The organism is Aeromicrobium sp. A1-2 (assembly GCF_003443875.1).
Taxonomy (GTDB): Bacteria; Actinomycetota; Actinomycetes; order Propionibacteriales; family Nocardioidaceae; genus Aeromicrobium.
The window spans coordinates 3105554-3126113 of the sequence record NZ_CP027482.1 but is presented as its reverse complement, the minus strand read 5'-3'; the positions used below and the strand labels follow the sequence as shown (position 1 = coordinate 3126113).

22 protein-coding genes and 1 tRNA gene are annotated in these 20560 nt (G+C 67.0%); 9 read left to right on the top strand and 14 right to left on the bottom strand.

Annotated features, from left to right (window positions below; all coding sequences use genetic code 11):
• The first annotated feature begins 166 nt into the window (after positions 1-166).
• Genes glyA through C6I20_RS15370 form a run of 3 tightly spaced genes read left to right on the top strand, consistent with a single transcriptional unit; the run spans position 167 to position 2539 of the window.
• Positions 167-1444: a serine hydroxymethyltransferase gene (gene glyA, locus C6I20_RS15380; RefSeq protein ID WP_118397620.1), complete on the top strand. Its 1278-nt coding sequence runs from the start codon at positions 167-169 to the stop codon at positions 1442-1444.
• Entirely contained in the window at positions 1441-2184 is a 744-nt protein-coding gene (locus tag C6I20_RS15375) for an SURF1 family protein (RefSeq protein WP_118397617.1), read from the top strand. Before glyA ends, C6I20_RS15375 begins: the two co-directional genes overlap by 4 nt.
• A gap of 19 nt (positions 2185-2203) precedes the next feature.
• Positions 2204-2539 (top strand): DUF3817 domain-containing protein, encoded by a 336-nt coding sequence (locus tag C6I20_RS15370; RefSeq protein WP_162891367.1) that lies wholly within the window; start codon positions 2204-2206, stop codon positions 2537-2539.
• A gap of 3 nt (positions 2540-2542) precedes the next feature.
• Here the strand turns inward: C6I20_RS15370 and C6I20_RS15365 are convergent, their stop codons facing one another.
• Together C6I20_RS15365 and C6I20_RS15360 are read right to left on the bottom strand one after the other, a co-directional pair.
• Positions 2543-3319 (bottom strand): enoyl-CoA hydratase/isomerase family protein, encoded by a 777-nt coding sequence (locus C6I20_RS15365; RefSeq protein ID WP_118397611.1) that lies wholly within the window; start codon positions 3317-3319, stop codon positions 2543-2545.
• Positions 3319-3456 (bottom strand): hypothetical protein, encoded by a 138-nt coding sequence (locus tag C6I20_RS15360; RefSeq protein ID WP_162891366.1) that lies wholly within the window; start codon positions 3454-3456, stop codon positions 3319-3321. The genes C6I20_RS15365 and C6I20_RS15360 overlap by 1 nt, the downstream gene beginning before the upstream one ends.
• A 118-nt stretch (positions 3457-3574) precedes the next feature.
• Here C6I20_RS15360 and C6I20_RS15355 point away from each other — a divergent pair, with 118 nt between their 5' ends.
• Both C6I20_RS15355 and C6I20_RS15345 read left to right on the top strand, forming a co-directional pair.
• Positions 3575-4093: a peptidylprolyl isomerase gene (locus tag C6I20_RS15355; RefSeq protein WP_216823111.1), complete on the top strand. Its 519-nt coding sequence runs from the start codon at positions 3575-3577 to the stop codon at positions 4091-4093.
• Positions 4090-4953 carry a rhomboid family intramembrane serine protease gene (locus C6I20_RS15345; RefSeq protein WP_162891365.1) on the top strand — a complete coding sequence of 288 codons (864 nt, stop codon included), beginning with the start codon at positions 4090-4092 and terminating at the stop codon, positions 4951-4953. The genes C6I20_RS15355 and C6I20_RS15345 overlap by 4 nt, the downstream gene beginning before the upstream one ends.
• Positions 4954-5014: 61 nt before the next feature.
• Here C6I20_RS15345 and C6I20_RS17195 read toward each other — a convergent pair whose 3' ends face one another.
• The gene (locus C6I20_RS17195) at positions 5015-5260 is read right to left on the bottom strand and encodes a cell division protein CrgA (RefSeq protein ID WP_162891364.1); all 246 of its coding nucleotides are present in this window, start codon (positions 5258-5260) and stop codon (positions 5015-5017) included.
• A gap of 85 nt (positions 5261-5345) precedes the next feature.
• Here C6I20_RS17195 and C6I20_RS15335 point away from each other — a divergent pair, with 85 nt between their 5' ends.
• Positions 5346-6077 (top strand): DUF881 domain-containing protein, encoded by a 732-nt coding sequence (locus C6I20_RS15335; protein ID WP_162891363.1) that lies wholly within the window; start codon positions 5346-5348, stop codon positions 6075-6077.
• 6 nt (positions 6078-6083) lie between these two features.
• Here the strand turns inward: C6I20_RS15335 and pknB are convergent, their stop codons facing one another.
• From pknB to C6I20_RS15305, 6 genes are all read right to left on the bottom strand, one after another.
• The gene (pknB, locus tag C6I20_RS15330; RefSeq protein WP_118397595.1) at positions 6084-7850 is read right to left on the bottom strand and encodes a Stk1 family PASTA domain-containing Ser/Thr kinase; all 1767 of its coding nucleotides are present in this window, start codon (positions 7848-7850) and stop codon (positions 6084-6086) included.
• Between the two features lie 97 nt (positions 7851-7947).
• A complete protein-coding gene (locus C6I20_RS15325; RefSeq protein ID WP_118397592.1) occupies positions 7948-9423 on the bottom strand; it encodes a penicillin-binding protein 2 in 1476 nt (491 codons plus the stop codon).
• Positions 9420-10802 carry an FtsW/RodA/SpoVE family cell cycle protein gene (locus C6I20_RS15320; protein WP_118397589.1) on the bottom strand — a complete coding sequence of 461 codons (1383 nt, stop codon included), beginning with the start codon at positions 10800-10802 and terminating at the stop codon, positions 9420-9422. The genes C6I20_RS15325 and C6I20_RS15320 overlap by 4 nt, the downstream gene beginning before the upstream one ends.
• Positions 10790-12097 carry a PP2C family serine/threonine-protein phosphatase gene (locus C6I20_RS15315; protein ID WP_118397586.1) on the bottom strand — a complete coding sequence of 436 codons (1308 nt, stop codon included), beginning with the start codon at positions 12095-12097 and terminating at the stop codon, positions 10790-10792. The genes C6I20_RS15320 and C6I20_RS15315 overlap by 13 nt, the downstream gene beginning before the upstream one ends.
• A 3-nt stretch (positions 12098-12100) precedes the next feature.
• On the bottom strand, positions 12101-12571 hold the full coding sequence (locus C6I20_RS15310; RefSeq protein WP_118397583.1) for an FHA domain-containing protein: 471 nt from the start codon (positions 12569-12571) through the stop codon (positions 12101-12103).
• Positions 12572-13294, bottom strand: a complete 723-nt coding sequence (locus tag C6I20_RS15305) for a DUF3662 and FHA domain-containing protein (RefSeq protein WP_118397580.1) — start codon at positions 13292-13294, stop codon at positions 12572-12574. It lies immediately after the preceding gene.
• A gap of 156 nt (positions 13295-13450) precedes the next feature.
• Between C6I20_RS15305 and C6I20_RS15300 the strand changes: the two genes are divergently transcribed.
• Positions 13451-13533: transfer RNA gene (locus C6I20_RS15300), tRNA-Leu, on the top strand.
• A 394-nt stretch (positions 13534-13927) separates the two neighbouring features.
• Entirely contained in the window at positions 13928-14533 is a 606-nt protein-coding gene (locus C6I20_RS15295) for a GNAT family N-acetyltransferase (protein WP_216822911.1), read from the top strand.
• A 10-nt stretch (positions 14534-14543) separates the two neighbouring features.
• On the opposite strand, the gene C6I20_RS15290 is transcribed toward C6I20_RS15295, so the two are convergent.
• Together C6I20_RS15290 and C6I20_RS15285 are read right to left on the bottom strand one after the other, a co-directional pair.
• Positions 14544-16049, bottom strand: coding sequence for an acetyl-CoA hydrolase/transferase family protein (locus tag C6I20_RS15290; RefSeq protein WP_118397577.1), 1506 nt, complete (start codon positions 16047-16049; stop codon positions 14544-14546).
• A 170-nt stretch (positions 16050-16219) separates the two neighbouring features.
• The gene (locus C6I20_RS15285; protein ID WP_118397574.1) at positions 16220-18058 is read right to left on the bottom strand and encodes a phosphoenolpyruvate carboxykinase (GTP); all 1839 of its coding nucleotides are present in this window, start codon (positions 18056-18058) and stop codon (positions 16220-16222) included.
• Between the two features lie 137 nt (positions 18059-18195).
• Between C6I20_RS15285 and C6I20_RS15280 the strand changes: the two genes are divergently transcribed.
• Positions 18196-18540: a helix-turn-helix transcriptional regulator gene (locus tag C6I20_RS15280; RefSeq protein WP_118397570.1), complete on the top strand. Its 345-nt coding sequence runs from the start codon at positions 18196-18198 to the stop codon at positions 18538-18540.
• Between the two features lie 33 nt (positions 18541-18573).
• Here C6I20_RS15280 and C6I20_RS15275 read toward each other — a convergent pair whose 3' ends face one another.
• The 3 genes from C6I20_RS15275 to C6I20_RS15265 all read right to left on the bottom strand — a co-directional run bounded on the left by C6I20_RS15275 (position 18574) and on the right by C6I20_RS15265 (position 20527).
• The gene (locus C6I20_RS15275) at positions 18574-18879 is read right to left on the bottom strand and encodes a DUF4235 domain-containing protein (RefSeq protein ID WP_118397567.1); all 306 of its coding nucleotides are present in this window, start codon (positions 18877-18879) and stop codon (positions 18574-18576) included.
• A 63-nt stretch (positions 18880-18942) separates the two neighbouring features.
• Complete coding sequence (locus tag C6I20_RS15270; RefSeq protein WP_118399001.1) at positions 18943-19224, bottom strand: WhiB family transcriptional regulator; 282 nt, start codon at positions 19222-19224, stop codon at positions 18943-18945.
• 43 nt (positions 19225-19267) lie between these two features.
• Positions 19268-20527: a YncE family protein gene (locus C6I20_RS15265; RefSeq protein ID WP_118397564.1), complete on the bottom strand. Its 1260-nt coding sequence runs from the start codon at positions 20525-20527 to the stop codon at positions 19268-19270.
• Positions 20528-20560: the final 33 nt, after the last annotated feature.

The window sequence follows — 20560 nt, the reverse complement described above, 5'->3', positions numbered from 1 at the left end:
TCTCCTACATGTTCGAGCCGCAGTGCACGGCAGCGTTGTCCAAATGCTGGACTGAGCCATTCGCACGTTACCGGCCCGTCGCGGTCCGGAAAGGTCTCGCAAAGTTGCAGTTTGATTACCGACGACAGGCGATCGGGCAGATTCGGCGGCGATATACCCTTGCCGCATGAGCCACAACCAGCACCTGTCCGAGTTCGACCCTGACATCGCAGCGCTCCTCGACGCTGAGCTGCACCGTCAGCAGTCGACGCTCGAGATGATCGCCTCGGAGAACTTCGCACCCGTCGCGTCGCTCGAGGCTCAGGGCAGCGTCCTGACGAACAAGTACGCCGAGGGATACCCCGGCAAGCGCTACTACGGCGGCTGCGAGTTCGTCGACCAGGTCGAGACGATCGCGATCGATCGCCTGAAGCAGCTGTTCGACGCGGGCTATGCCAATGTCCAGCCCCACTCGGGCGCGACCGCCAACGCCGCCGCGCTGCACGCGATTGCCACAGTCGGCGACACGATCCTCGGTCTTGACCTGGCCAACGGTGGGCACCTGACCCACGGCATGAAGCTCAACTTCTCCGGCAAGCTCTACCGCCCGATCGCGTATCACGTGGTCCCCGAGACCGGCCTGGTCGACATGGACGAGGTCCGTGCACTGGCGCACGAGCACCAGCCCACCGTGATCATCGCCGGCTGGTCGGCCTACCCGCGCCAGCTCGACTTCGCGCTGTTCCGTGAGATCGCCGACGAGGTCGGCGCCAAGCTGTGGGTCGACATGGCGCACTTCGCCGGTCTGGTCGCCGCGGGTCTGCACCCCAGCCCGCTGCCGCACGCACACATCGTCACGACCACGACGCACAAGACCCTGGGTGGTCCGCGTGGCGGTGCGATCCTCACCAACGATGAGGACGTCGCCAAGAAGATGCGTTCGGCCGTCTTCCCTGGTCAGCAGGGCGGACCGCTCGAGCACGTCATCGCGGCCAAGGCCGTGGCGTTCAAGATGGCGCTCGAGCCGGAGTTCACCGAGCGCCAGCAGCGCACGATCGAAGGCGCGCAGATTCTCGCCGCCCGCCTGATGGCCGAGGACACCCGCGCCGCCGGCATCAACGTGCTGACCGGCGGTACGGACGTCCACCTCGTGCTGGTGGACCTGCGTGAGTCCGCTCTGAACGGCCAGCAGGCCGAGGACCTGCTGCACGAGGCCGGCATCACGGTCAACCGCAATGCGGTCCCCAACGATCCGCGCCCGCCGATGGTGACCTCGGGGTTGCGCATCGGCACGCCGGCGTTGGCGACCCGCGGATTCGGCGCCGCGGAGTTCACCGAGGTGGCCGACATCATCGCCGCAGCACTGCTGCCCGGCGATGTCGACCTCGAGGGTCTGCGCAAGCGTGTGACGGTGCTGGCCGAGCGTTTCCCGCTCTACCCGGACATCACACCCTTCACGGCGTGACGCGCAGCTCGACCGCGCGGCTGTGGGTGAGTCCGGGCCTGCTCGGTCTGCATCTGTTCGCCGTGGTCGCCCTGGCCTTCTGCGTCTTCATGGGGCTGTGGCAGCTCGGGGTGTACGACTCCCGTCAGGGACATGAGCGCGCCGACAAACAGGAGGTGCCTCGCGTCGCACTGGCCGGCCTCTGGGGGCCGGACGAGCCGTTCGAGGCCAGGCTCAACAGTCGACCGGTGACCGCCGAGGGCACGTTTGCCCCGACATCCGACCAGGTGTGGGTCACGGACAAGAAGCAGGGCGGCCGCACCGGCGCGTGGTTGCTGGCGCCATTCCTCGTCGAGGGCGATCACGCCCTGCTGGTCGTGCGCGGTTGGGCGCCGGCGCCGACGAGCCTGCCCGAGGTGCCGCCCGGCCGGATCAGCATCGACGCGGTCCTTCAGCCCGGCGAGGCAGGAGGTGCAGCGTACGACCCGGATCGACGCGAGATCGGCTCGGTGCGGATCCCGGCCCTGACCAACGAGCTGCCCTACGACCTGTTCTCCGGCTACGCCATCAGCACCACGACACCAGTGTCCGGCGGGCTCGAGCTGGTTCCGGTCCCGAAGCCGGGCGACGTGTCGTGGACCGTGGGTCTGCGCAACCTGGCGTACGCCCTGCAGTGGTGGGTCTTCGGTCTGTTCGCGGTGTTCATGTGGTGGCGGATGTCGACCGAGAGCGTCGCCGCTACGAGGGCGAAGGTAGCCTGACGCCGTGAACACTGAGCCCGTGAACAAAGTGGCCGTTGCCTACCGGGTGCTCGCCTATGTCGTGGGCATCAACCTGATCTTCGTCATCGGCGCCTGGATTGCCCAGCTCTCCACCGCGGACTCGTCGTGGTGGAACCGCAACTCCGGCGCGATCGGCATCGTGGACATGGTCCACGGCTATCTCTTCATGGCGCTTCTGGTCCTGATCGCGATCTTGGCGCGCCGCTACCAGTGGAAGCCGTCCTTCATCATCGCGACGATGCTGCTGGCCACGATCCCGTTCGTGAGCTTCTGGGCCGAGCACCGAGCGACGGCCGCGGTGCACCGTGCCGATGCGCCGCAGCTGACCCCCTGACCCTCAGCGGCCCGTGAAGGTCGCCTTGCCCGGGCCGTCCTGCAGGAACGACTCCATGCCGTGCTGCAGATCGTCGGTGTCGAACAGCTCGGCTGCGATGCCGGTCGTCCGAGCGATCGCCTCGGGCACACCGCCGGCCTCGAAGTGGCGCAAGATCTCCTTGGCAGCCGCAAAGGCCTGGGTCGGACCGACCGCGATGTGCTCGACGTAGGCCAGGACGGCCTCGTCGAAACCCTCGACCGGCAGGACTCGGTTGACGACATTCCACCGCTCCATCGTCGCCGCATCGTAGAGATCGCCGGTGAAGACGAACTCCTTGGCCCGGGCGACACCGGCGCGGGCTGCGAGGCGTTGTGTGCCGCCCATCGTCGGGGTCAGGCCGATGACCCGCTCGACGAGCCCGAACCGGGCCTTTTCGGACGCAAGGATGAGGTCGCATGCAACCGCGACCTCGAACGCCCACGTCAGCGTGAGGGAGTGCGCAGCGAAGATCGTGGGGAACGGCAGCGCGTCGATGCGGGTCGGCAGCTCGAGCATCCGGTCGTACAAGGCCTGGGTGTCGGCCTTGGTGCGGCGGGCGTGGAACTGCGAGACATCGACGCCGCCGGAGACGATCTTGCCCTCGGCTCGGATCAGGAGCGCCCGCGGCGGTGCGGCTACGACCTCGTCGAGTGCCCGGTCGAGCTCTTCGTGGAGCTCGAGCGAATAGAGGTTGACCGGAGGCACGCTGAAGGTCAGGACAGCGATGTCGCCCTCGGTACGTTCGACGGAGACCGACATCAGCGGGTGCCCGAGTCGGAGGGGTCGTACGAGCCGCCCTTGTCGGCGACCGCGTTGCGGACGGCGACGGCAGCACCGGCCGCCAGGGCGACCAGGAGGATCTTGCGGACGGGATGTCTCTTACTGGGCTTCGACATGCGGGTCACGATAGCGACCAGATCTGTGGCCTGGGCACCCGCCTGCCGCCGCTGCGCGCTTGGCATCCCATGAAAAGATGGGGTGACCACACTGAAAGGACAACCCACTGTGGCTTCGCTGATTGCGACCTTCACGACCAACCACGGCGACATCGTCGTGGAGCTCTTCCCCAACCACGCCCCCAAGACCGTCGACAACTTTGTCGGCCTCGCCGAGGGCACCAAGGACTGGATCGACCCCAAGACGGGCCAGATCTCGAACCAGCCGTTCTACGACGGCCTCGGCTTCCACCGTGTCATCCCCAACTTCATGTTGCAGGGCGGCGACCCGCTGGGAACCGGAACCGGTGGCCCCGGCTACGAGTTCGAGGACGAGTTCCACCCGGACCTGCAGTTCAACAAGCCCTACCTGCTGGCGATGGCGAATGCCGGACCGGGCACCAACGGCTCGCAGTTCTTCATCACCCTCGTGCCGACCGACTGGCTCAACCGCAAGCACACGATCTTCGGTGCAGTCGTCGACGCTGACAGCAAGGCGGTCGTCGACGCCATTGGCGCGGTGGCGACGGACGGCTTCGACCGACCGAACCCGCCTGTCGTGATCGAGAAGTTGACCATCGAGCGTCGCGAGGCGTGAACCTCCCTGCTTCGGACTATCGCTGCTACCGGCATCCTGACCGCGAGGCGTACATCTCGTGCCAGCGCTGTGAACGGCTGATCTGTCCGGAGTGCATGAACGATGCGTCGGTGGGCTTCCACTGCCCGTCGTGCGTCGCCGAGGGCGCCAAGTCGGTTCGTGCACCTCGCACGATCGCCGGCGGGGCGATCTCGGCGAACGCGGGCACTGTGTCGATGGTGCTGATCGCGCTCAACGTCGCGGCTTTCCTCGTGACGCTGGTCAGTGGCGGCAACAGTGGACCGGTCTTCCAGCACGGGGCGATGCTGTCGTCCAGTGCGGTGAACAGTGCCGGCGACGTCCTGACCGGCGTCGACGACGGGGCCTACTGGCGGCTGCTGACCTCGGCCTTCCTGCACCAGAACCTGCTGCACATCGCGTTCAACATGTACGCGCTGTACCTGTTCGGCCCGTTCGTCGAGCGAGCCCTTGGCACCGCGCGATTCATCGCCGCGTATCTCACGATGGCGATCGGCGCCTCGGTCTTCGTCTACTGGCTCTCGGAGCCGCGGGCCCTGACGATCGGGGCCTCCGGCGCGGTGTTCGGCCTGTTCGGCATGGCGCTGGTCTTCCTGCTCAAGGCCAAGCAGGACGTCAGCACGCTGCTGGTGCTGCTGGCGATCAACGCCTTCCTCAGCACGCGCGGCAACATCAGCTGGCAGGGCCACCTCGGCGGCTTCATCTTTGGCTGCCTGCTGGGGCTCGCCTTCGCCTACGCCCCCCGCGATCGCCGGACCCTGATCCAGGTCACCGTTTTCGCGGTGATGTGGATCGGCATCATCGGCGCTCTCGTCGTCCGCACGGGACAACTCACCAGCTAACTACGTCGACGCCGCTGTCAACAGGTGTGCACACAGATGTGGATAACTACACCGGTGTAACTCACTCCCACTTCATGGCGAAACCGAATGCCGACACGATGAATCCCATGCCGATGACGAGGTTCCAACTGCTCAGGTCGTCGTACCACTGCAGGAACGACGGGTAGTTGATCGCCTGGTTGCTGAGGGTGTAGAACACGACAATCCACAGCAGACCGATGATGCCCGAAGCCATCATCGCCGGACCAGCCCACCGGTTGCCGATCTTGGTGGGCTTGGGTCCCGGGGGGGTCTTGTCTTTCGCCACGACGTCTCCGGAAGGTTGCTGCGGCGTCGGCCGCATCGATTGGTGCTCTCCGATAGCGTAGGCCATTGAGTGAGAGGGGTTCGGCGTGGCAAAGACCGGGATGCATGCACGCCAGCGTTGGCCGCTCGCCGTCCTTGCCGTGTTCACCGTCACGGGCTTCTTGTTCGTTGCGGCGTCCGTCAGTGCCGGCGGCGACGACCTGCGCCCCGCCGGCGGCGACCTGGCCTCGCTCCTGCAGGAACGGGCGCACCGCGTCGACGAGCGCCGTGCCGATGCGCGGAGCCTGCGGTCAGACATCGACAAGCTCTCGGCCGGCGTGTCGAGCACCGAGCTGGACGAGCTCCGCAAGCGTGCGAGTGAGCTCGAGGAGCCGACAGGTCTCACTGCCCTGACCGGGCCGGGTGTCAGGGTCACGCTGACCGATGCCCCACGCACCGTCGATGCCCCCGACATCAACCCCAACCTGCTGGTGGTGCACCAGCAGGACATCCAGGCCTTCGTCAACGCACTGTGGGCCGGCGGAGCCGAGGCTGTGACCCTGCAGGGTCAGCGGCTCATCACGACGACCGGCATCAAGTGCGTCGGCAACACTGTCGTTCTGGAAGGCGTGCCCTACTCGCCGCCGTACGTCATCGAGGCGATCGGTGACACCGTCGGGATGAACTCCGCGCTGGTCACGTCGTACGACACCGTGACCTACGCGGACTACGCCGACAAGTATCAGCTCGGACTCAAGATCGAGACGGTCGATACGCTCAAGGCAGGCGCGTACGCCGGCGAGGTCAGCCTCGGCTTCGCGAGGGCGACCGCGAGCTAGCGTCGGTCAGCCGCCGTCGATCGCGCCGCCGGCCGCGCCGCCATCGGTGCCGTCCGCCCCGCCCGGATCTTCACCGGGGTTCGCCGAGACGGTCAGCTCGATCGTCGTGCCGGGTGCCACCTTGGTGTTGGGGTCGATGGACTGTGCCGTCACGGTGTCCTGCGGGGCAGTCGCCTCGGCGTCATCGGTCGTGGTGACCTTGAGGCCGAGCTTCTCCAACGCCTTGGTGGCGTCGTCGATGTTCTGGTTGACCACGTTGGGAACCGTGACCTGTCCCTTCGACACGAACAGGGTCACCTTGGAGCCGACGTCGACCTGCTCGCCGACGAGCGGCGTGCTGTTGATGACGACACCCTTGTCGGCGCTGTTGTCGACATCCTTGCGGCTGACCTTGAACTTGCCGTCGCCGCCCTCGAGCTGCTTCTTGGCGACGTCGAACTGCAGCTGCCGCACATCGGGCATCGAGACCTGCTCCGGACCCGCACTGACCACGAGGGTCACGGTGCTGCCGTCGTCGACCGTCTCACCGGCGGGCGGATCGGTCTTGATGACCAGTCCTTCGTCGACATCGCTGCTGGACTCCTGCTGGGTCTCCGAGGCGACGACCAGACCCTGCTGCTCGAGTGCCCGGGTCGCGGAGTCGACCTCCTTGCCGGAGACATCCTCGACCGAGACCGTCTTGACCTCGGGTGGAGCCTCGGTGGCCTTGTAGATGCCGAAGGCGATTGCGCTCAGGAGGAGAACGGCGACCAGCCCGATCCACCACCACTTGGCCGTGCTCTCGGACTCGTCGTCCGGGCCCGGCTCGGCGCGACGTGCCCCGCCGGTGGGTGGCGGAAGTGAGGGAGCAGCGGGCGCGACGGCGGTGCCACCGACGACCGCGGTGGCCGCGGTGGGCGCCTCGACCTGTTGGCCGGCGAGCACACGGTCGATGTCCTTACGCATGTCGGCGGCGCTCTGATAGCGATCCTCGACGCGCTTCGCGAGGGATTTGGCCACGATATTGTCGATTGCCGCGCTGACGTCAGGGTTGAGCTGCGACGGCGGGCGGGCTTCTTCGCGTACGTGCTGGTAGGCCACCGATACCGGGCTGTCGCCGATGAACGGCGGGCGGCCGGTCAGCAGCTCGTAGAGGAGGCAGCCGGTGGAGTAGATGTCGCTACGAGCATCGACGGTCTCGCCGCGTGCCTGCTCCGGGGAGAGGTACTGCGCGGTGCCGATGACCGCGGCGGTCTGCGTCATGGCCGAGGAGGTGTCTGCGATCGCCCGGGCGATGCCGAAGTCCATGACCTTGACCTGGCCCGACGGTGTCAGCATGACGTTGGCGGGTTTGATGTCGCGGTGGATGATGCCCGAACGGTGGCTGTAGTCCAACGCGCTGAGCACGTCGGCGGTGATCGACAGGGCACGCTCGGGCAGGATCTTGCGGCCGTTCTCGGCGCCGCGCAGTATGTCGCGCAGGGTCTGCCCTTCGACGTACTCCATCACGATGTACGGAACGTGGCTGCCGTGCTTGTCGGTCGACTCACCGGTGTCGTAGACCGCGACGATCGACGGGTGGTTGAGCGCGGCTGAGGACTGGGCCTCGCGACGGAAGCGGGCCTGGAACGTGTCGTCGGCCGACAGGTCGCCCCGCAGCTGCTTGACCGCCACGGTGCGGCCCAGGCGGAGGTCTCGGCCGACACGTACGTCGGCCATTCCTCCTCGACCGAGCAGACCGCCGAGCTCGTAGCGGTCGCCCAGGCGGATCGTCTCGTCGCCGGATTCGGTCATGATTTCAGTCTCCCAGAAGGTGTGGCCAGGGCGTGCGGGCACGCTGGCATGCGCACGGTGGCGCCAGGATTGGTCGCGAATTGGGCTGTGGGGTAGGTCATTTTCCGAGCACTGCTTCCATGACGGAGCGGGCGATCGGCCCGGCCAGTGCGCCGCCGGCGATCTCGCTGCGCACCGTGTCGCTGGACTCGACGAGCACCGCGACGGCGACCTTGGGGTTGTTGCCCGCGGGCGCGAACGACACGAACCAGGCGTAGGGCGGCCGGTCGGGGGTGGACTGTGCTGTGCCGGTCTTGGCGCCGACGTCGACGCCGGCGATGCGAGCCGAGGTCGCGGTTCCGTTGGTCACGGTGCTGATCATCATCTCGCGCAGCTTGGCCGAGTTGGAGCCGCTCATTGCCTGGCTCAGGCGCTCGGGGGACGTCTGGTCGAGAACCCGCAGGTCGGGGGCGCGGACGGTCTTGACGACGTAGGGCTTCATGACGTCACCGCCGTTGGCGATGCCGGCAGCGACCATGGCCATCTGCAGTGGTGTGGACGCGACCTCGAACTGGCCGATGCCCGACTGCGCCAGCTGGGGTGCCTCGAGGGTCTGGTCACCAGCGGCGAACCGGCTGGGGTTGGCTGCGATCCCGTCGATCGGGTCGGTGCCGAAGCCGAACTTGGCCGCCTGCTCGGCCAACTTTTCCTGGCCGATCTCACCGGCAAGGCCCCCGAAGGCAACGTTGCACGACACGTTGAGCGCCCTTTCGAGGGTGATCTTGTCGCCGCCGCAGTTGCCGCCGTTCTCGTTCGGCAAGGTGTAGTCGATGCCGGGGAACTTCAGCAGGGCGCCGGCCTTGATCTTGTCGTCGATGTTGTCGACGACGCCATTTTCGAGCGCCGCCGCAGCGGTCACGAGCTTGAACGTCGAGCCCGGAGGGAGGGTCTGCTGCGTGCCCCGGTTGATCATCGGCTGATCCTTGTCCGACGTCAGCGAGTTCCATGACTTCTGCACCGCGGTGAAGTCGTGACTGGCGAGCAGGTTGGGGTCGTACGACGGCTGGCTCACCATCGCGAGCACCGCCCCGGTCTTCGGGTCGAGCGCGACGACAGCTCCCTTGGTGTTCTTGCCGAGGCGTTCGAGTCCCTCCGCGGCTGCCTTCTGCGCCAGCGGATCGATCGTCAGGTCGACGCTGCCGCCCTTGGCCTTCTTGTTGGAGACCAGATCGACGACCCGATTGACGAATAAGCGGTTGTCGCTGCCGGACAGCACCCGGTTCTGGGAGTTCTCCAGGCCGCCTCGACCGAAGATGTACGAGAAGTAGCCCGTGAGCGGGGCGTACAGCCCATCTTCGGGGTAGCGCCGCTGGTACTTGAACTCGTCGGACGCCTTGACGCTCTCGGCCACGGGCTTGCCGTCGACCAGGATGGCGCCGCGATCGCGGGAGAACTCCTCGTTGATGACTCGCTTGTTGCCGTTCTTGGCGTTGAGGCTGTCGGCCTGGACGAACTGCACGTAGTTGATGTTGAGCAGGAGCGCGACGAACAGCACGAGGCAGGCGACGGCGATGTTGCGGATCGGACGATTCATGACAGCTTCACGACCTGGGTCTCCTCGTCGCTCTCGAACGAGGAGATCTCGGGTGCGGGTCGCCGGGTCTGGTCGCTGATGCGCAGCAGCAGCCCGATGATGGCCCAGTTCATGACGACCGAGGATCCGCCTTGCGCCATGAACGGCGTCGTCAGACCGGTCAGCGGGATGAGTCGCGTGACGCCGCCGACCACGACGAAGACCTGCAGCGCGAACGAGAACGCCAGACCGGCAGCGAGCAGCTTGCCGAAGGCGTCACGACAGGTGAGAGCGATCCGCAGGCCCCGCTCGGCGATGAGCCCGTAGATCAGCAGGATCGCCATCAGGCCGGTCAGCCCGAGCTCCTCGCCCATCGATACGGCGATGAAGTCCGAGAACGAGAACGGCGTCAGCTGTGGGCTGCCCTGGCCCAGGCCCTTGCCCAGCACACCGCCGTGCGCCAGCCCGAACAAACCGTTGATGATCTGTCCGTTGGCGTCAGGGTCACTGAACGGGTCGAGCCAGGCGTCGAAGCGGACCCGGACGTGGCCGAAGGCGAGATAGCCGAAATACGCACCGATGCCGAACAGGCCCGCGCCAACGATCAGCCAGCCGGGCCGTTCGGTCGCAACGTAGAGCATCACGACGAACAGGCCGAAGAACAAAAGGGACGATCCGAGGTCGCGTTGGAAGACCAGGATGCCGACGCTGATCAGCCAACCCGCGAGGATCGGGCCGAGATCGCGGCCCCGAGGCAGGTCGATTCCCAGGACGCGGCGTCCGGCCAGCGCCAGGGCATCGCGCTTGACCACGAGGTAGCCCGCGAAGAAGATCGCCAGACAGACCTTGGCCGCTTCGCCGGGCTGGAAGCTGAAGGGACCGAAGTTGACCCAGATGCGGGCGCCGTTGATCGTGCGGCCGAAGTGCGGGAGCAGCGGCAGGATCAGCAGCGCGATCGCCGCGAAGCCGAAGGTGTACGTCAGTGACTGCAGCCGGCGGTGGTCGCGCACCAGGATCAGGATGCCGGCGAACGCCACGACGCCGAGTGCGGTCCAGACCAGCTGGGAGTTGGCGAAGGCGGCACGGTCGGGGTTGATCTGCTGGCGGCCGAGGTCGAGCCGGTAGATCATCGCGAGGCCCAGACCGTTGAGCGCGATGACCAGGGGCAGCAGCACGGGATCGGCGTACGGCGCGACCCGTCGCACGATGAGGTGCGTCGCAATCGCGACGACGATCAGCGCGGCACCGAGCTTGTAGGTGTCAGCCGGGATGGTGCCCTCGACGCCGAGGCCCACCGAGGCGTACGCCGCGATGCCGATGAAGACCGCGAGCACGGTCAACGCAAATTCGGCCCCTCGCCGTTTGCGAGGGACCCACGCGGGTGTGGTCACCGAAGCCATATCGTGCTCGTCGCTGCCGCGGTCGTGGACTTGGTCGGTGTGGGCTTCTTGGTAGGGGTCTTGCTGGGTGTGGGTGTGGGGGTCGGATCGACGGCGAACTGGTCGAGCTCCGCGACGGTCTTCTGCGCATCGGCCTTGCTGGAAGCCTCGATGCCCGCCTCGACCTGCTGGCGACGGAACTCAGGCAGCGAGGCCAGCTCGACGTCGGTCACCTGCTCGACGTGCTGCAGCGTGATGCCGGGAATGTCTGCCTGGACCCCGCGGAAGATCGCCACCTTGCCGCCATCGGCCGCGACAAAGTACTGCTTCTGCGACCAGTCGTAGGCGTAGGCCCCGGCTGTGCCGACGATTGCCATGATGACGACGAGCACTGCGAGCCAGCGGAGCCAGCGCAGGCGGCTCGGGGGTCGCGGCGCATAGCGCAGCTCTTCGGGGTCGAGAGCCGACGCCTTGCGCCGACCGCTGTCGGTCCCGCTGCTGGCATCGCCGGTGCGCGGCCGCTCCTGGCTCGCCGCGGCGCCGACCAGCTGGGGCTGTCCGTCGGCCGACGAAAGGTGCTCGTCCGGCTCGGTGCCCTTCTCGACGAACTCGGCGATCACGACCGTGACGTTGTCGAAGCCACCGCCCTCGAGTGCGAGTCGGACGAGCTCGGTCGCCGCCATGTCGATCGTCTCGGAGCCCAGCGCGTGACGGATCACTTCGTCGGTGACCATGTCGGTCAGACCATCGCTGCACAGCAGGTAGCGGTCGCCGAGCCTGGGCTGCAGCCAGCTCAGGTCTGCTGCGTTGTCGTCGCGGCCCAGCATGGCCCGCAGGATCAGCGATCGGTGCGGGTGGACCCGCGCCTCGGCGGGGGAGATTCGGCCCTCGTCGATCAGGCTCTGGACGAAGGTGTGGTCCTTGCTGATCTGGGTGAGGTCCTGGCCGCGCAGACGGTAGACCCGTGAATCGCCGATGTGGGCGAACGCGAACTTCTCGCCGTCCCAGAACAGGGCGTCGAGCGTCGTGCCCATGCCCTCCACCGCGGGGTCGGCCGTGATGAGCGAGGCGAGTCGCTCATTGGCTTCGTCGACGGCGTGCTCGAGGGAGGTCAACGCATCGACGTCGGGGTCGGCTCGGTCGAGTTGGCGGATGACGTGCATGGTCTCGGACGATGCGAGCTCGCCGGCTGCGGCTCCGCCCATGCCGTCCGCGATGACCAGCAGGCGGTCGCTGGCGTAGCCGGAGTCCTCGTTGTCGGTTCGGCGCAGACCGGTGTCGGTCAGCGCGACATAGCGATACGTCAGGGCGGTCATGGACTACTTCTGCAGCTCGACGATGGTCTTGCCCAGCCGGACGGCGATGCCGAGGCCGATCGGGATGGGTGAGGTGATGCGCTGGCTGCCGAGGTAGGTGCCGTTGGTCGAGCCGAGGTCCTCCACGAACCACTGCTCGCCGTTGGTGGCAAAGCGGGCGTGTCGGGTCGACACGTAGTCGTCGTCGAGCCTGATCGCGGCATCGGTGCCGCGGCCCAGCAGGATCGGGGTGTCGCCCAACGGCACGCTCTGGCCGGCGTTGGGACCGGAGACGACCTGGAGCCGGGTCGGCACGCCACGCGGTGCCCTGCGGCTCTTGGACTTCGCCGGCGCCTTCTGCTTGGCCTGGCGCGGCGATGCGGGCGCCTTCGTGCCGAAGATGTCGGAACGGATGACCGACACCGCGGAGAGTACGAAAAGCCACAGCACGGCGAGGAAGCCAAGCTTGATCAGGGTCAGGGTCAGTTCGGACATCTATGCCTCGACCTCCGTCATGCGGATCACGATGACGGTGTTGCCGAGCCGGATCTCTGACCCGTCGACCACGACGCCGGTCTTGACCCGGTGCCCGTTGAGGACCACGCCATTGGTCGAGTCGAGGTCCACGACCGTCACGGTGGTCTCGGTGCCGCTCTGGTGGATCTTGATCTGGCAGTGTCGCCGGGAGATGCCGGGGTCGTCGATCTTCAGGTCGGCCTCATTGCCCCGGCCGATCACGACACCGGGCGGGCTCAACGGGTGCTTCATCCCGTTGACCTCGATCAGCACGTTCGAGCCGCGGATCGCGGTCTCTGTCATCCGCTGTCCGGCCACCGGGGTGACTGAGGAGTTTGTCCTGCTGCGTACCCGGAACCGGCCGGTGCTGAGCTCGGGGGCGTTCGTGAACGAGATCTCGAGCGGCCCGGTCATCGTGTAGCGCTGCTCGACGACATGCTCGTTGACCAGCGTCGACAACTCGTCGGCCAGGGTGGTGCTGAAGGGGTTGAGCCGCTCGAAGTCCGGCGGCGACAGCTCGACGGTAAAGACGTTCGGCACCAGCATCCGCTCGCGCGACAGGATGTGAGCGGAGTTGTCGACCTCGCGCTGCAGGGCGGCGGCAATCTCCACGGGTTGCACGGCACTGCGGAACGCCCGGGCGAACGCGCCAGAAACGGCGCCCTCGAGGCGTTGTTCGAATCGCTGCAGCACACCCGCCATCGGCCTCCACCCTTCTGTTGTCGCGTCCGTACCCTGCGATCGTATCCGGAGTCACCGCGGCTGCCGCATCTCCATCAAGGACAGGCGCGCGGAAATGGCCGGTTCCGGGCCTGTTAGACTCATTAGCCGGTCCCTGAGCAATCGTGCAGGGACCACGCGCGAGTGGCGGAATGGTAGACGCGCTGGCTTCAGGTGCCAGTGTCCGCAAGGGCGTGGGGGTTCAAATCCCCCCTCGCGCACAGGAAAAAGAGCAGGGCCTCGACGAAGGTTGTCGAGGCCCTGCTCTTGTCTCCGGCCGGTGTGTTCGGGAGGATCCGGAGCCCCGACCTGACGGGAAGTCACCACCCCGCCTCGGCGGCGCGGGCCAGGTCAGCATCGTCCCAGTCGTTGAGCACCTTGCGCATGTGCCGGGCGAGGAGCCCGAACATCGACTGGCCCACCTCGAGTGCGGTGCGGTGCCGGCCCTCGCCACGGTGATCGGGGAGCGCTTCTGGTGGCCGAGCTACCCGGGCCGGGATCGGGCCGGCTCCTGAGCCATGAGGTCCTGGCGTGAGCTCGGACAGGGACTGAGGTCCTCAACAGTCCAGACCGTCGCCCATCCTCTCGGGCGCGCATTGTCGCGAGACTGATGGTGTGGCCACCCCCGACAAGCGCACCCCGCCGACGTCCGAGACCGTGACGGACCCCGTCGTGCTCGCCGACGGGACCGTAGCGATCGTCCGCGAGCTCCGTCCGTCGGACCGCCCGGCGGTCGAGGATCTGTTCGCTGGTGTAGCCGTCGAGGACCTCTACACCCGCTTCTTCACGCTGGGCAGGACCGTCGTCGAGCACCACGTCAGGCACCTGTTCACCGCAGGCACCGGCACCATCACGTACGTCGTGGAGCGGGACGGTCGGCTGCTCGGAATAGCCGATGTCGAACCGGAGGGGGACGATCGCGCAGAAGTGGCTTTCCTCGTCGCGGACGGGGCGCACGGACTCGGTGTCGCCACCCTGCTGCTGGAGCGGGCCGCCGAGGACGCGTGGGCCCGGGGCGTCACGACCTTCGTGGCTGACGTCCTCGCGGTCAATCACGCGATGCTCGAGGTGTTTCGCTACGCCGGCTTCGAGGCCGAGCTCGTCGGCCAGCACGACGACGTGTCGGTGCACATGAGCACCTGCCGGACCCCCGAGGCGCGTGCCGCCACGGCAGCGCGACATGAGTCGGCGATCGCGCACCAGAACCCCGGCGTCAGCTGAGGCCGCACCGTCACATCGCGCCGGTGTCGAGGTAACGCTGGTGCCAGCTGAGGGCCTCGTCGAGCAGGTGTGGTGTGTGCCGATGGCTGGGTCGCTCGGACCACGCGCGCTCGCAGTAGTCGTGGAGCCGGTCGCGAAACCGAGGGTCGACGCATCGGTCGATGACCACGGCAGAACGCGCTCGGGGCGACAGCCCACGCAGGTCCGCCAGGCCGTGCTCGGTGACGATGACATGCACATCGTGCTCGGTGTGGTCGACGTGGCTGACCATCGGCACGATCGTCGAGATCGCACCACCCTTGGCCGTGGAGGGGCTGAGGAAGAAGTTCAGGAACGCGTTGCGGGTGAAGTCACCACTGCCGCCGACGCCGTTCATGATGGCGCTTCCCATGACGTGTGTGGAGTTGACGTTGCCGTAGATGTCGGCCTCGATCATGCCGTTCATCGCGATGACCCCGAGTCGTCTGATCAGCTCGGGATGGTTGGAGATCTCCTCGCTACGCAGGACGATCTTGCCCTTGTAGGAGTCGATGTCCTGCATGAATCGGCGAGCACCCCGGTCGGACAGACCGAACGATGTTGCCGATGCGGCCTTCAGGGTGCCGCTGTCCAGGAGATCGAGCATGCTGTCCTGGATGACTTCTGTGAAGGCAGTCAGACCGGTGAACTCGCTGCCGTCGAGACCGGCCAGCACGGCATTCGCGACGTTCCCGACCCCGGACTGCAGCGGCAGCAGGCTCGCCGGCATGCGATCCGCCGCGACCTCGTGCCGGAGGAAGTCGAGCACGTGCCCCGCGATGGCCCGGGAGACCGCGTCCGGCTCGCTGAAGTCCGAGTTGCGGTCCGGGCTGTTGGTCTGCACGACCGCGACGACCTTCGCCGGGTCGACTCGCAAGTAGGGCTCCCCGATGCGCTGCAAGGGCTCGGTGAGCTGGATGGGCCGCCGGTGCGGTGGCAGCGCGGTCCCGTAGTAGATGTCGTGAAATCCCTCGAGCGCGCGCGGTTGCCACTCGTTGACCTCGAGGATGACCCGTTCGGCCTGGTCGAGCCACGTCTTGTTGTTGCCGACCGACGTGCTGGGGACAAGAAGGCCGTCGGGCATCACCGCAGTGACCTCGACGACCGCGACGTCGAGACGTCCGTAGAAGCCGAACCACATCCGTTGGGCGGACTGGCTGAGGTGCTCGTCGATGTAGGCGACCTCGCCGGCGTTGATCAGGCCGCGCAGGGTGGGATCGGAGTTGTACGGCAGTCGGGACGAGATGCCGTGGGCTCGTGCGAGGAGGCCGTCGGCATCTGGCGCTGTGGATGCGCCGGTCCACAGGCTGATGCGGAAATCCTCGCCACCCCGGTGCGCTTGTTCCATGCGCGAGGCCAGGGCCTCCGGCAGGGCCTTGGGGTAGCCAGCTCCGGTGAATCCACTGAAGCCGACATTGTCGCCCGGGTGGATGAACGAGGCGGCCGCATCCGCGGTCATGATCTTGGACGTCAGGACCGGGCTGGTGACGCGCGACATTCGGTGGCTCCTTCGGGGCTACGGACATCGGCGGTGCCGGGTACCCGATCAATCCTAGGACCTCGTGCTCAGCGAGGGCAGGGGCCAAGGTCCCACGATCCGAGCGCCCGGCACCACGCAGAAGCTCCCGGCCAGGTTGTCTGGCCGGGAGCTCCTGTGGTTCGTACTGGCTACGCCTCGGCGTCGAGGGCTGCGGCGACGCGACGGTGCGCGACCCAGATCTCCTCGGGCAGGTTCCTGAACTGCTTCAGGTGCTCCTCGCGGAAGCCCATCTCCTGGCGCCAGCGCGCGTTGTCGATCGAGAGGACTGTTTCGAGGTCCTTCGCCGTGATGTCGACACCGTCAAGGTTGAGCTCCTCGGCGGTCGGGATGATGCCGACCGGAGTCTGCCGACCCGTGACCTCGCCGTTCTTGAGCTGCAGGAGCCACAGGAGCGGACGCAGGTTGTCGCGGTAGCCGGGCCACAGGAAGTGACCGTCCTCGGGATCGCGCTGGAACCAGTTGACGTGCGCGAAGATCGGCAGGTCCTTGGCCGCTCCGACGATCCTGAGGTAGTGCTCGGCGTAATCGCCCTCGCCGTACGCCATGAACGGACGGTTGGACATCGGGTCATACCGGAGCTGACCCTCGACGCCCTCGGCCGCCGAGGTGGCCTCGGCACCCAGCGTCAGGCCGTCGTAGACGCCCTCGGCCAGGTCCGTGATGGCGCGGATGAGCGGCTCGCGGTCGCGGGTGCGGCCACCGAAGATGATCGCGTCGATCGGGACGCCGGTCGAGGCGTTGTAGTCCGGCGCGATGTTCGGGACGTTGTCCAGCGTCGTCGTGAACCGGCTGTTGGGGTGCGCCCACGGGCTGTCGTCGCCCGCCTGGCGATCGGTGATCGGGAGGCCCTTCCAGTCGAGCCAACCGGACGGATCGGCCGGCGGCGCGGGCGTGCGGCCCTCCCACCAGACCTCGTGGGTCGCGGGGTTGTACGCGATGTTGGTGAAGATCGCGTCGGTGCCCTCGGCGACGGACGCCAGCGCGGTCGGGTTGGTGCCCTCGTTGGTGTCCTTTGCGACACCGAAGACGCCGTACTCCGGGTTCATGCCGTAGAGCTTGCCGCTGGCCTCGTCGACCCACAGCCACGCGATGTCATCGCCGTAGAACGACACGTGGTAGCGCTCGCCCAGCACATCGGGGGCCAGCATCATCGCGAGGTTGGTCTTGCCCGAGGCGCTCGGGAAGCCACCGCAGATGTGGTGCGTCTTGCCGGTCTGCTTGTCGTGGATGCCGATCAGCATGTACTGCTCGGCGAGGAACTTGCGCGAGGCCCAGCCGTCGTACGCCGCCTGGCGCAGACCGTGGGCGATCTTGCCGAGCAGGGCGTTTCCGCCGTACGACGATCCGAAGTGCAGGATCGTGCGCTCGTCGGCGACCGTCACGAAGTAGCGCTGGTCGTCGGGCGTGCCCTGACCGAGGTTCTCCAGGTCGCCGGTCACGTGGACGGCGCGCACGAACTGATCGGGGTCCTCCAGACCCTCGACGAAGTCGACGCCGACGCGTGACATCCGGATCATGTGCAGGACCACGGTGCGGGCGTCGGTCACCTGCACGCCAGTGGCCCACGGAGCGAGCACGTTGCCGGGAGGTGCCATGAGGTAGGGGATGACGTACATGGTCTTGCCCTGCAGGGCTCCGCGCATGCGGTCCTCGAGCATCGGGCGCATCTCCGAGGCGGGCCGCCAGTTGTTGTAGATGCCCTTGTCCTCGGGGGTGTTCGTCGCCACGATCGTGCGCTCCTCGGAGCGCGCGGTGTCCTTCACATAGCTGCGCGAGTAGTAGAGACCCTCGCCAGCCGGCTCGAGCTCGCCGGCCTCGAGGGCCTCGGCGATGAGTCGCGCGTCGTCGGAGGCGCTGATCACCTCGACCCGGTCTGCTCCGGTCAGCTCGGCCCAGTGGTGAACGTATTCACGTACTCGGGGGTTCTTGAGTCCTGCTTCGTCCAGTGCTGCGTCAACGTCGGCCATCGCTCGATCATGCCCTCTCACCTTGCAGAACGCACTCACGGGTGGCGCGTATCTCACCGAAAGGTATCGCAGTTGAAGAGTTCTTCAAGTGATGTAATCTACAAAATGAGATGTCCCACACTGCGGAACGAGGCCCCATGACCACCAGCGTGCCGCTCTACCAGGCCAAGGCCGAGCTGTTTCGGACGCTGGGACACCCGGTGAGGATCCGCGTCCTCGAGCTGCTCCAGGAGGGCCCGCGGCCCGTGCACGAGCTGCTGGCGGACATCGAGGTCGAGTCGTCCAACCTCTCGCAACAGCTCGCGGTGCTTCGACGGGCTGGATTGGTCAGCTCGTCCCGGGAGGGCGCAACGGTCCTCTACACGCTCGCGACGCCCGACGTGGCGCAGCTGTTGCTCTACGGGCGGCGGATCCTGGCCACGATGTGGGCCGGTCAGGAAGGGCTGCTCGCCGCGCTGCGAGACTCCGCCGAGCCGGTGTGACCCGCGGCCGGACCCAGGACAGCCCAGCCGGGCTCAGGAGCCGGGCCACTCCCCGGTGACGCGCTGGAATCCCTTGGCGCCCTGACGCTGGATGACAGTTTTCACAGCAGAGTAGATGGCCCCTTGCAGCACCGCTGCGAGCAGGATCTCCCTGAAGCCGTACTCCGACTGGAGCGCGCCGGGCGGGTCGGCGCCGGCGCCGGCGCTGACTCGTTTCCAGATCTGTTTGAACAGCAGCGAGGCGATCAGCCCGCCGATGATCGAGCTGACGACGCCCACGGGGCGGTAGAGGATCTTCGCTGAGGTGCTGGGCTTGCGGGGCTCGGTCAGTCTGGTCATGTCACTCCTTGGTGTGGGGCCGCGCGGACGCCACTCCCCCGAGGCGACGCGTCCGCTCGGGGGTCAACTGGCGATGTTGCGGCTCATCGCGGCGCGTTCACCCTCGCTCAGGCCACCCCAGACTCCGTAGGGCTCCTGCACCGACAGGGCGTGCTCGCGGCAACGGTCGATCACGGGGCACGTGAAGCAGACCTGCTTGGCGTTCTCCTCACGACGGGCGCGCTTGGCGCCTCGCTCGGCTTCCGGCGAGAAGAAGACTTCGCTGTCGGCACCCATGCACGCACCCTGGTACTGCCACTCGTAGGTCTCGATGAGCGGTACGGGGAGTCTCTTGACGTTCACCATGGTGCGTGAGTGCCCCATGGTGAACGATCTAAACCTGCTTACCTCACATCCAGGAGTTCAGCACGTTGGCGGCGACACGACCCTCGCGGATGCGCTGCGGGTGATCGCCCACGGGAATGCGCTTGACGATCTTCTTGGTGGCGTAGTCGATCACCGCGACCTGGTCGTTGCCGCTGGTCGACATCCAGCAGGTCTTGCCGGTCGGTCCGGTGGTGGCCCAGTACGGCTTGGGACCGACATCGAGAATCGTGTGGCGGAACGACTCACGGCTGACGATCGCGGCGTAGTCCGACATCGTGCCGGCCACGCACAGCGAGGTGCCGGCCGAGTTCATCGCGATCCCGTGGTGCGCCGAGTTGAGCACATACTGGACCTTCGGCGTTTTCTTGGCGGCCTCACTCTGCGGCAGGAGCGCGACGCGCGTGACCTTGCCGGCGCCGGCGGTGTCGAACTCGACGAAGCCGTGGAAGAACGACACCTGGAGGTAGACGAACCGCTCGTCGGGGGCCACGGCCATGGGTCGGACGGCCGAGCTCATGCCGGGGTAGCCCGCCTCGTCGAGCTTCTGGCCGATGTCCCACTGCTTGGTGATCTGGAAAGTCTTGTTGTCGACGATCTGGAAGACCTGTTTGCCCTTGACGACCGAGGCCGCCTGGCCCAGCAGCCCGAGCTGGCCCGGGACGTACACCCGGCCGATGCTGGCGTGGAAGATCCGGTCGCCGTTCTGGGTGTAGTTGCTCTCGTGGGGAGTGTCGCCGGAGGCGAACTCGCGCAGCTTGCGGCCCGTCCGCAGCTCGAGCTCATGCACCTTGTTGGCCGTCGAGTCCGAGACCAACAGGCGCTTGCCGTCCGGGGAGACGCCCATGTGGTCGGTGCGGTAGCCCTCCATCGGGAACCGCCACACGATCTTGCCGCTCGCCAGGCTGATTCCGACGACATCGGCCAGGCTGGGGCGCGACACCGCCAGGAGCGTCCCGTCGGGAGTACTGAACATGTCGTCCACGAGCTGGTCGTGACCTTCGCCGACGAGCTGTCCGATCGCCAGGTAGTACGCCAGCTTGACCGGATTCGCCTGGATCTCGGCGATGCGCGCCGCCCGATCGGGAGCCACGTCGATCCGCTTGAGCCGCTTGTAGGTCGTGGCATCGATGACATCGGCCGTGCCGTCCCAGTTGTTGCCGACGTACATCACGGTGCGCGGGCCGGGCGGTGTCGCGGCGTCGGCGGGAGCCCGCGCGACCGACGAGACGATGACGGGGGTCAGCAGGATCAGGCCGATCGTGGCCAGCAAGGGACGACGCATGGACTGATCAACGCGCGGCCACGTAACGAAGTT

What these genes read in the sequence shown, in the direction of transcription:
- glyA (WP_118397620.1), top strand. Translation starts at nt 167, where the DNA reads ATGAGCCACAACCAGCACCTGTCCGAGTTCGACCCTGACATCGCAGCG.
- C6I20_RS15365 (WP_118397611.1), bottom strand. Translation starts at nt 3,319, where the DNA reads ATGTCGGTCTCCGTCGAACGTACCGAGGGCGACATCGCTGTCCTGACC.
- C6I20_RS15360 (WP_162891366.1), bottom strand. Translation starts at nt 3,456, where the DNA reads ATGTCGAAGCCCAGTAAGAGACATCCCGTCCGCAAGATCCTCCTGGTC.
- pknB (WP_118397595.1), bottom strand. Translation starts at nt 7,850, where the DNA reads ATGACCGAATCCGGCGACGAGACGATCCGCCTGGGCGACCGCTACGAG.
- C6I20_RS15325 (WP_118397592.1), bottom strand. Translation starts at nt 9,423, where the DNA reads ATGAATCGTCCGATCCGCAACATCGCCGTCGCCTGCCTCGTGCTGTTC.
- C6I20_RS15320 (WP_118397589.1), bottom strand. Translation starts at nt 10,802, where the DNA reads ATGGCTTCGGTGACCACACCCGCGTGGGTCCCTCGCAAACGGCGAGGG.
- C6I20_RS15315 (WP_118397586.1), bottom strand. Translation starts at nt 12,097, where the DNA reads ATGACCGCCCTGACGTATCGCTATGTCGCGCTGACCGACACCGGTCTG.
- C6I20_RS15310 (WP_118397583.1), bottom strand. Translation starts at nt 12,571, where the DNA reads ATGTCCGAACTGACCCTGACCCTGATCAAGCTTGGCTTCCTCGCCGTG.
- C6I20_RS15305 (WP_118397580.1), bottom strand. Translation starts at nt 13,294, where the DNA reads ATGGCGGGTGTGCTGCAGCGATTCGAACAACGCCTCGAGGGCGCCGTT.
- C6I20_RS15290 (WP_118397577.1), bottom strand. Translation starts at nt 16,049, where the DNA reads ATGTCGCGCGTCACCAGCCCGGTCCTGACGTCCAAGATCATGACCGCG.
- C6I20_RS15285 (WP_118397574.1), bottom strand. Translation starts at nt 18,058, where the DNA reads ATGGCCGACGTTGACGCAGCACTGGACGAAGCAGGACTCAAGAACCCC.
- C6I20_RS15280 (WP_118397570.1), top strand. Translation starts at nt 18,196, where the DNA reads ATGACCACCAGCGTGCCGCTCTACCAGGCCAAGGCCGAGCTGTTTCGG.
- C6I20_RS15275 (WP_118397567.1), bottom strand. Translation starts at nt 18,879, where the DNA reads ATGACCAGACTGACCGAGCCCCGCAAGCCCAGCACCTCAGCGAAGATC.
- C6I20_RS15270 (WP_118399001.1), bottom strand. Translation starts at nt 19,224, where the DNA reads ATGGTGAACGTCAAGAGACTCCCCGTACCGCTCATCGAGACCTACGAG.
- C6I20_RS15265 (WP_118397564.1), bottom strand. Translation starts at nt 20,527, where the DNA reads ATGCGTCGTCCCTTGCTGGCCACGATCGGCCTGATCCTGCTGACCCCC.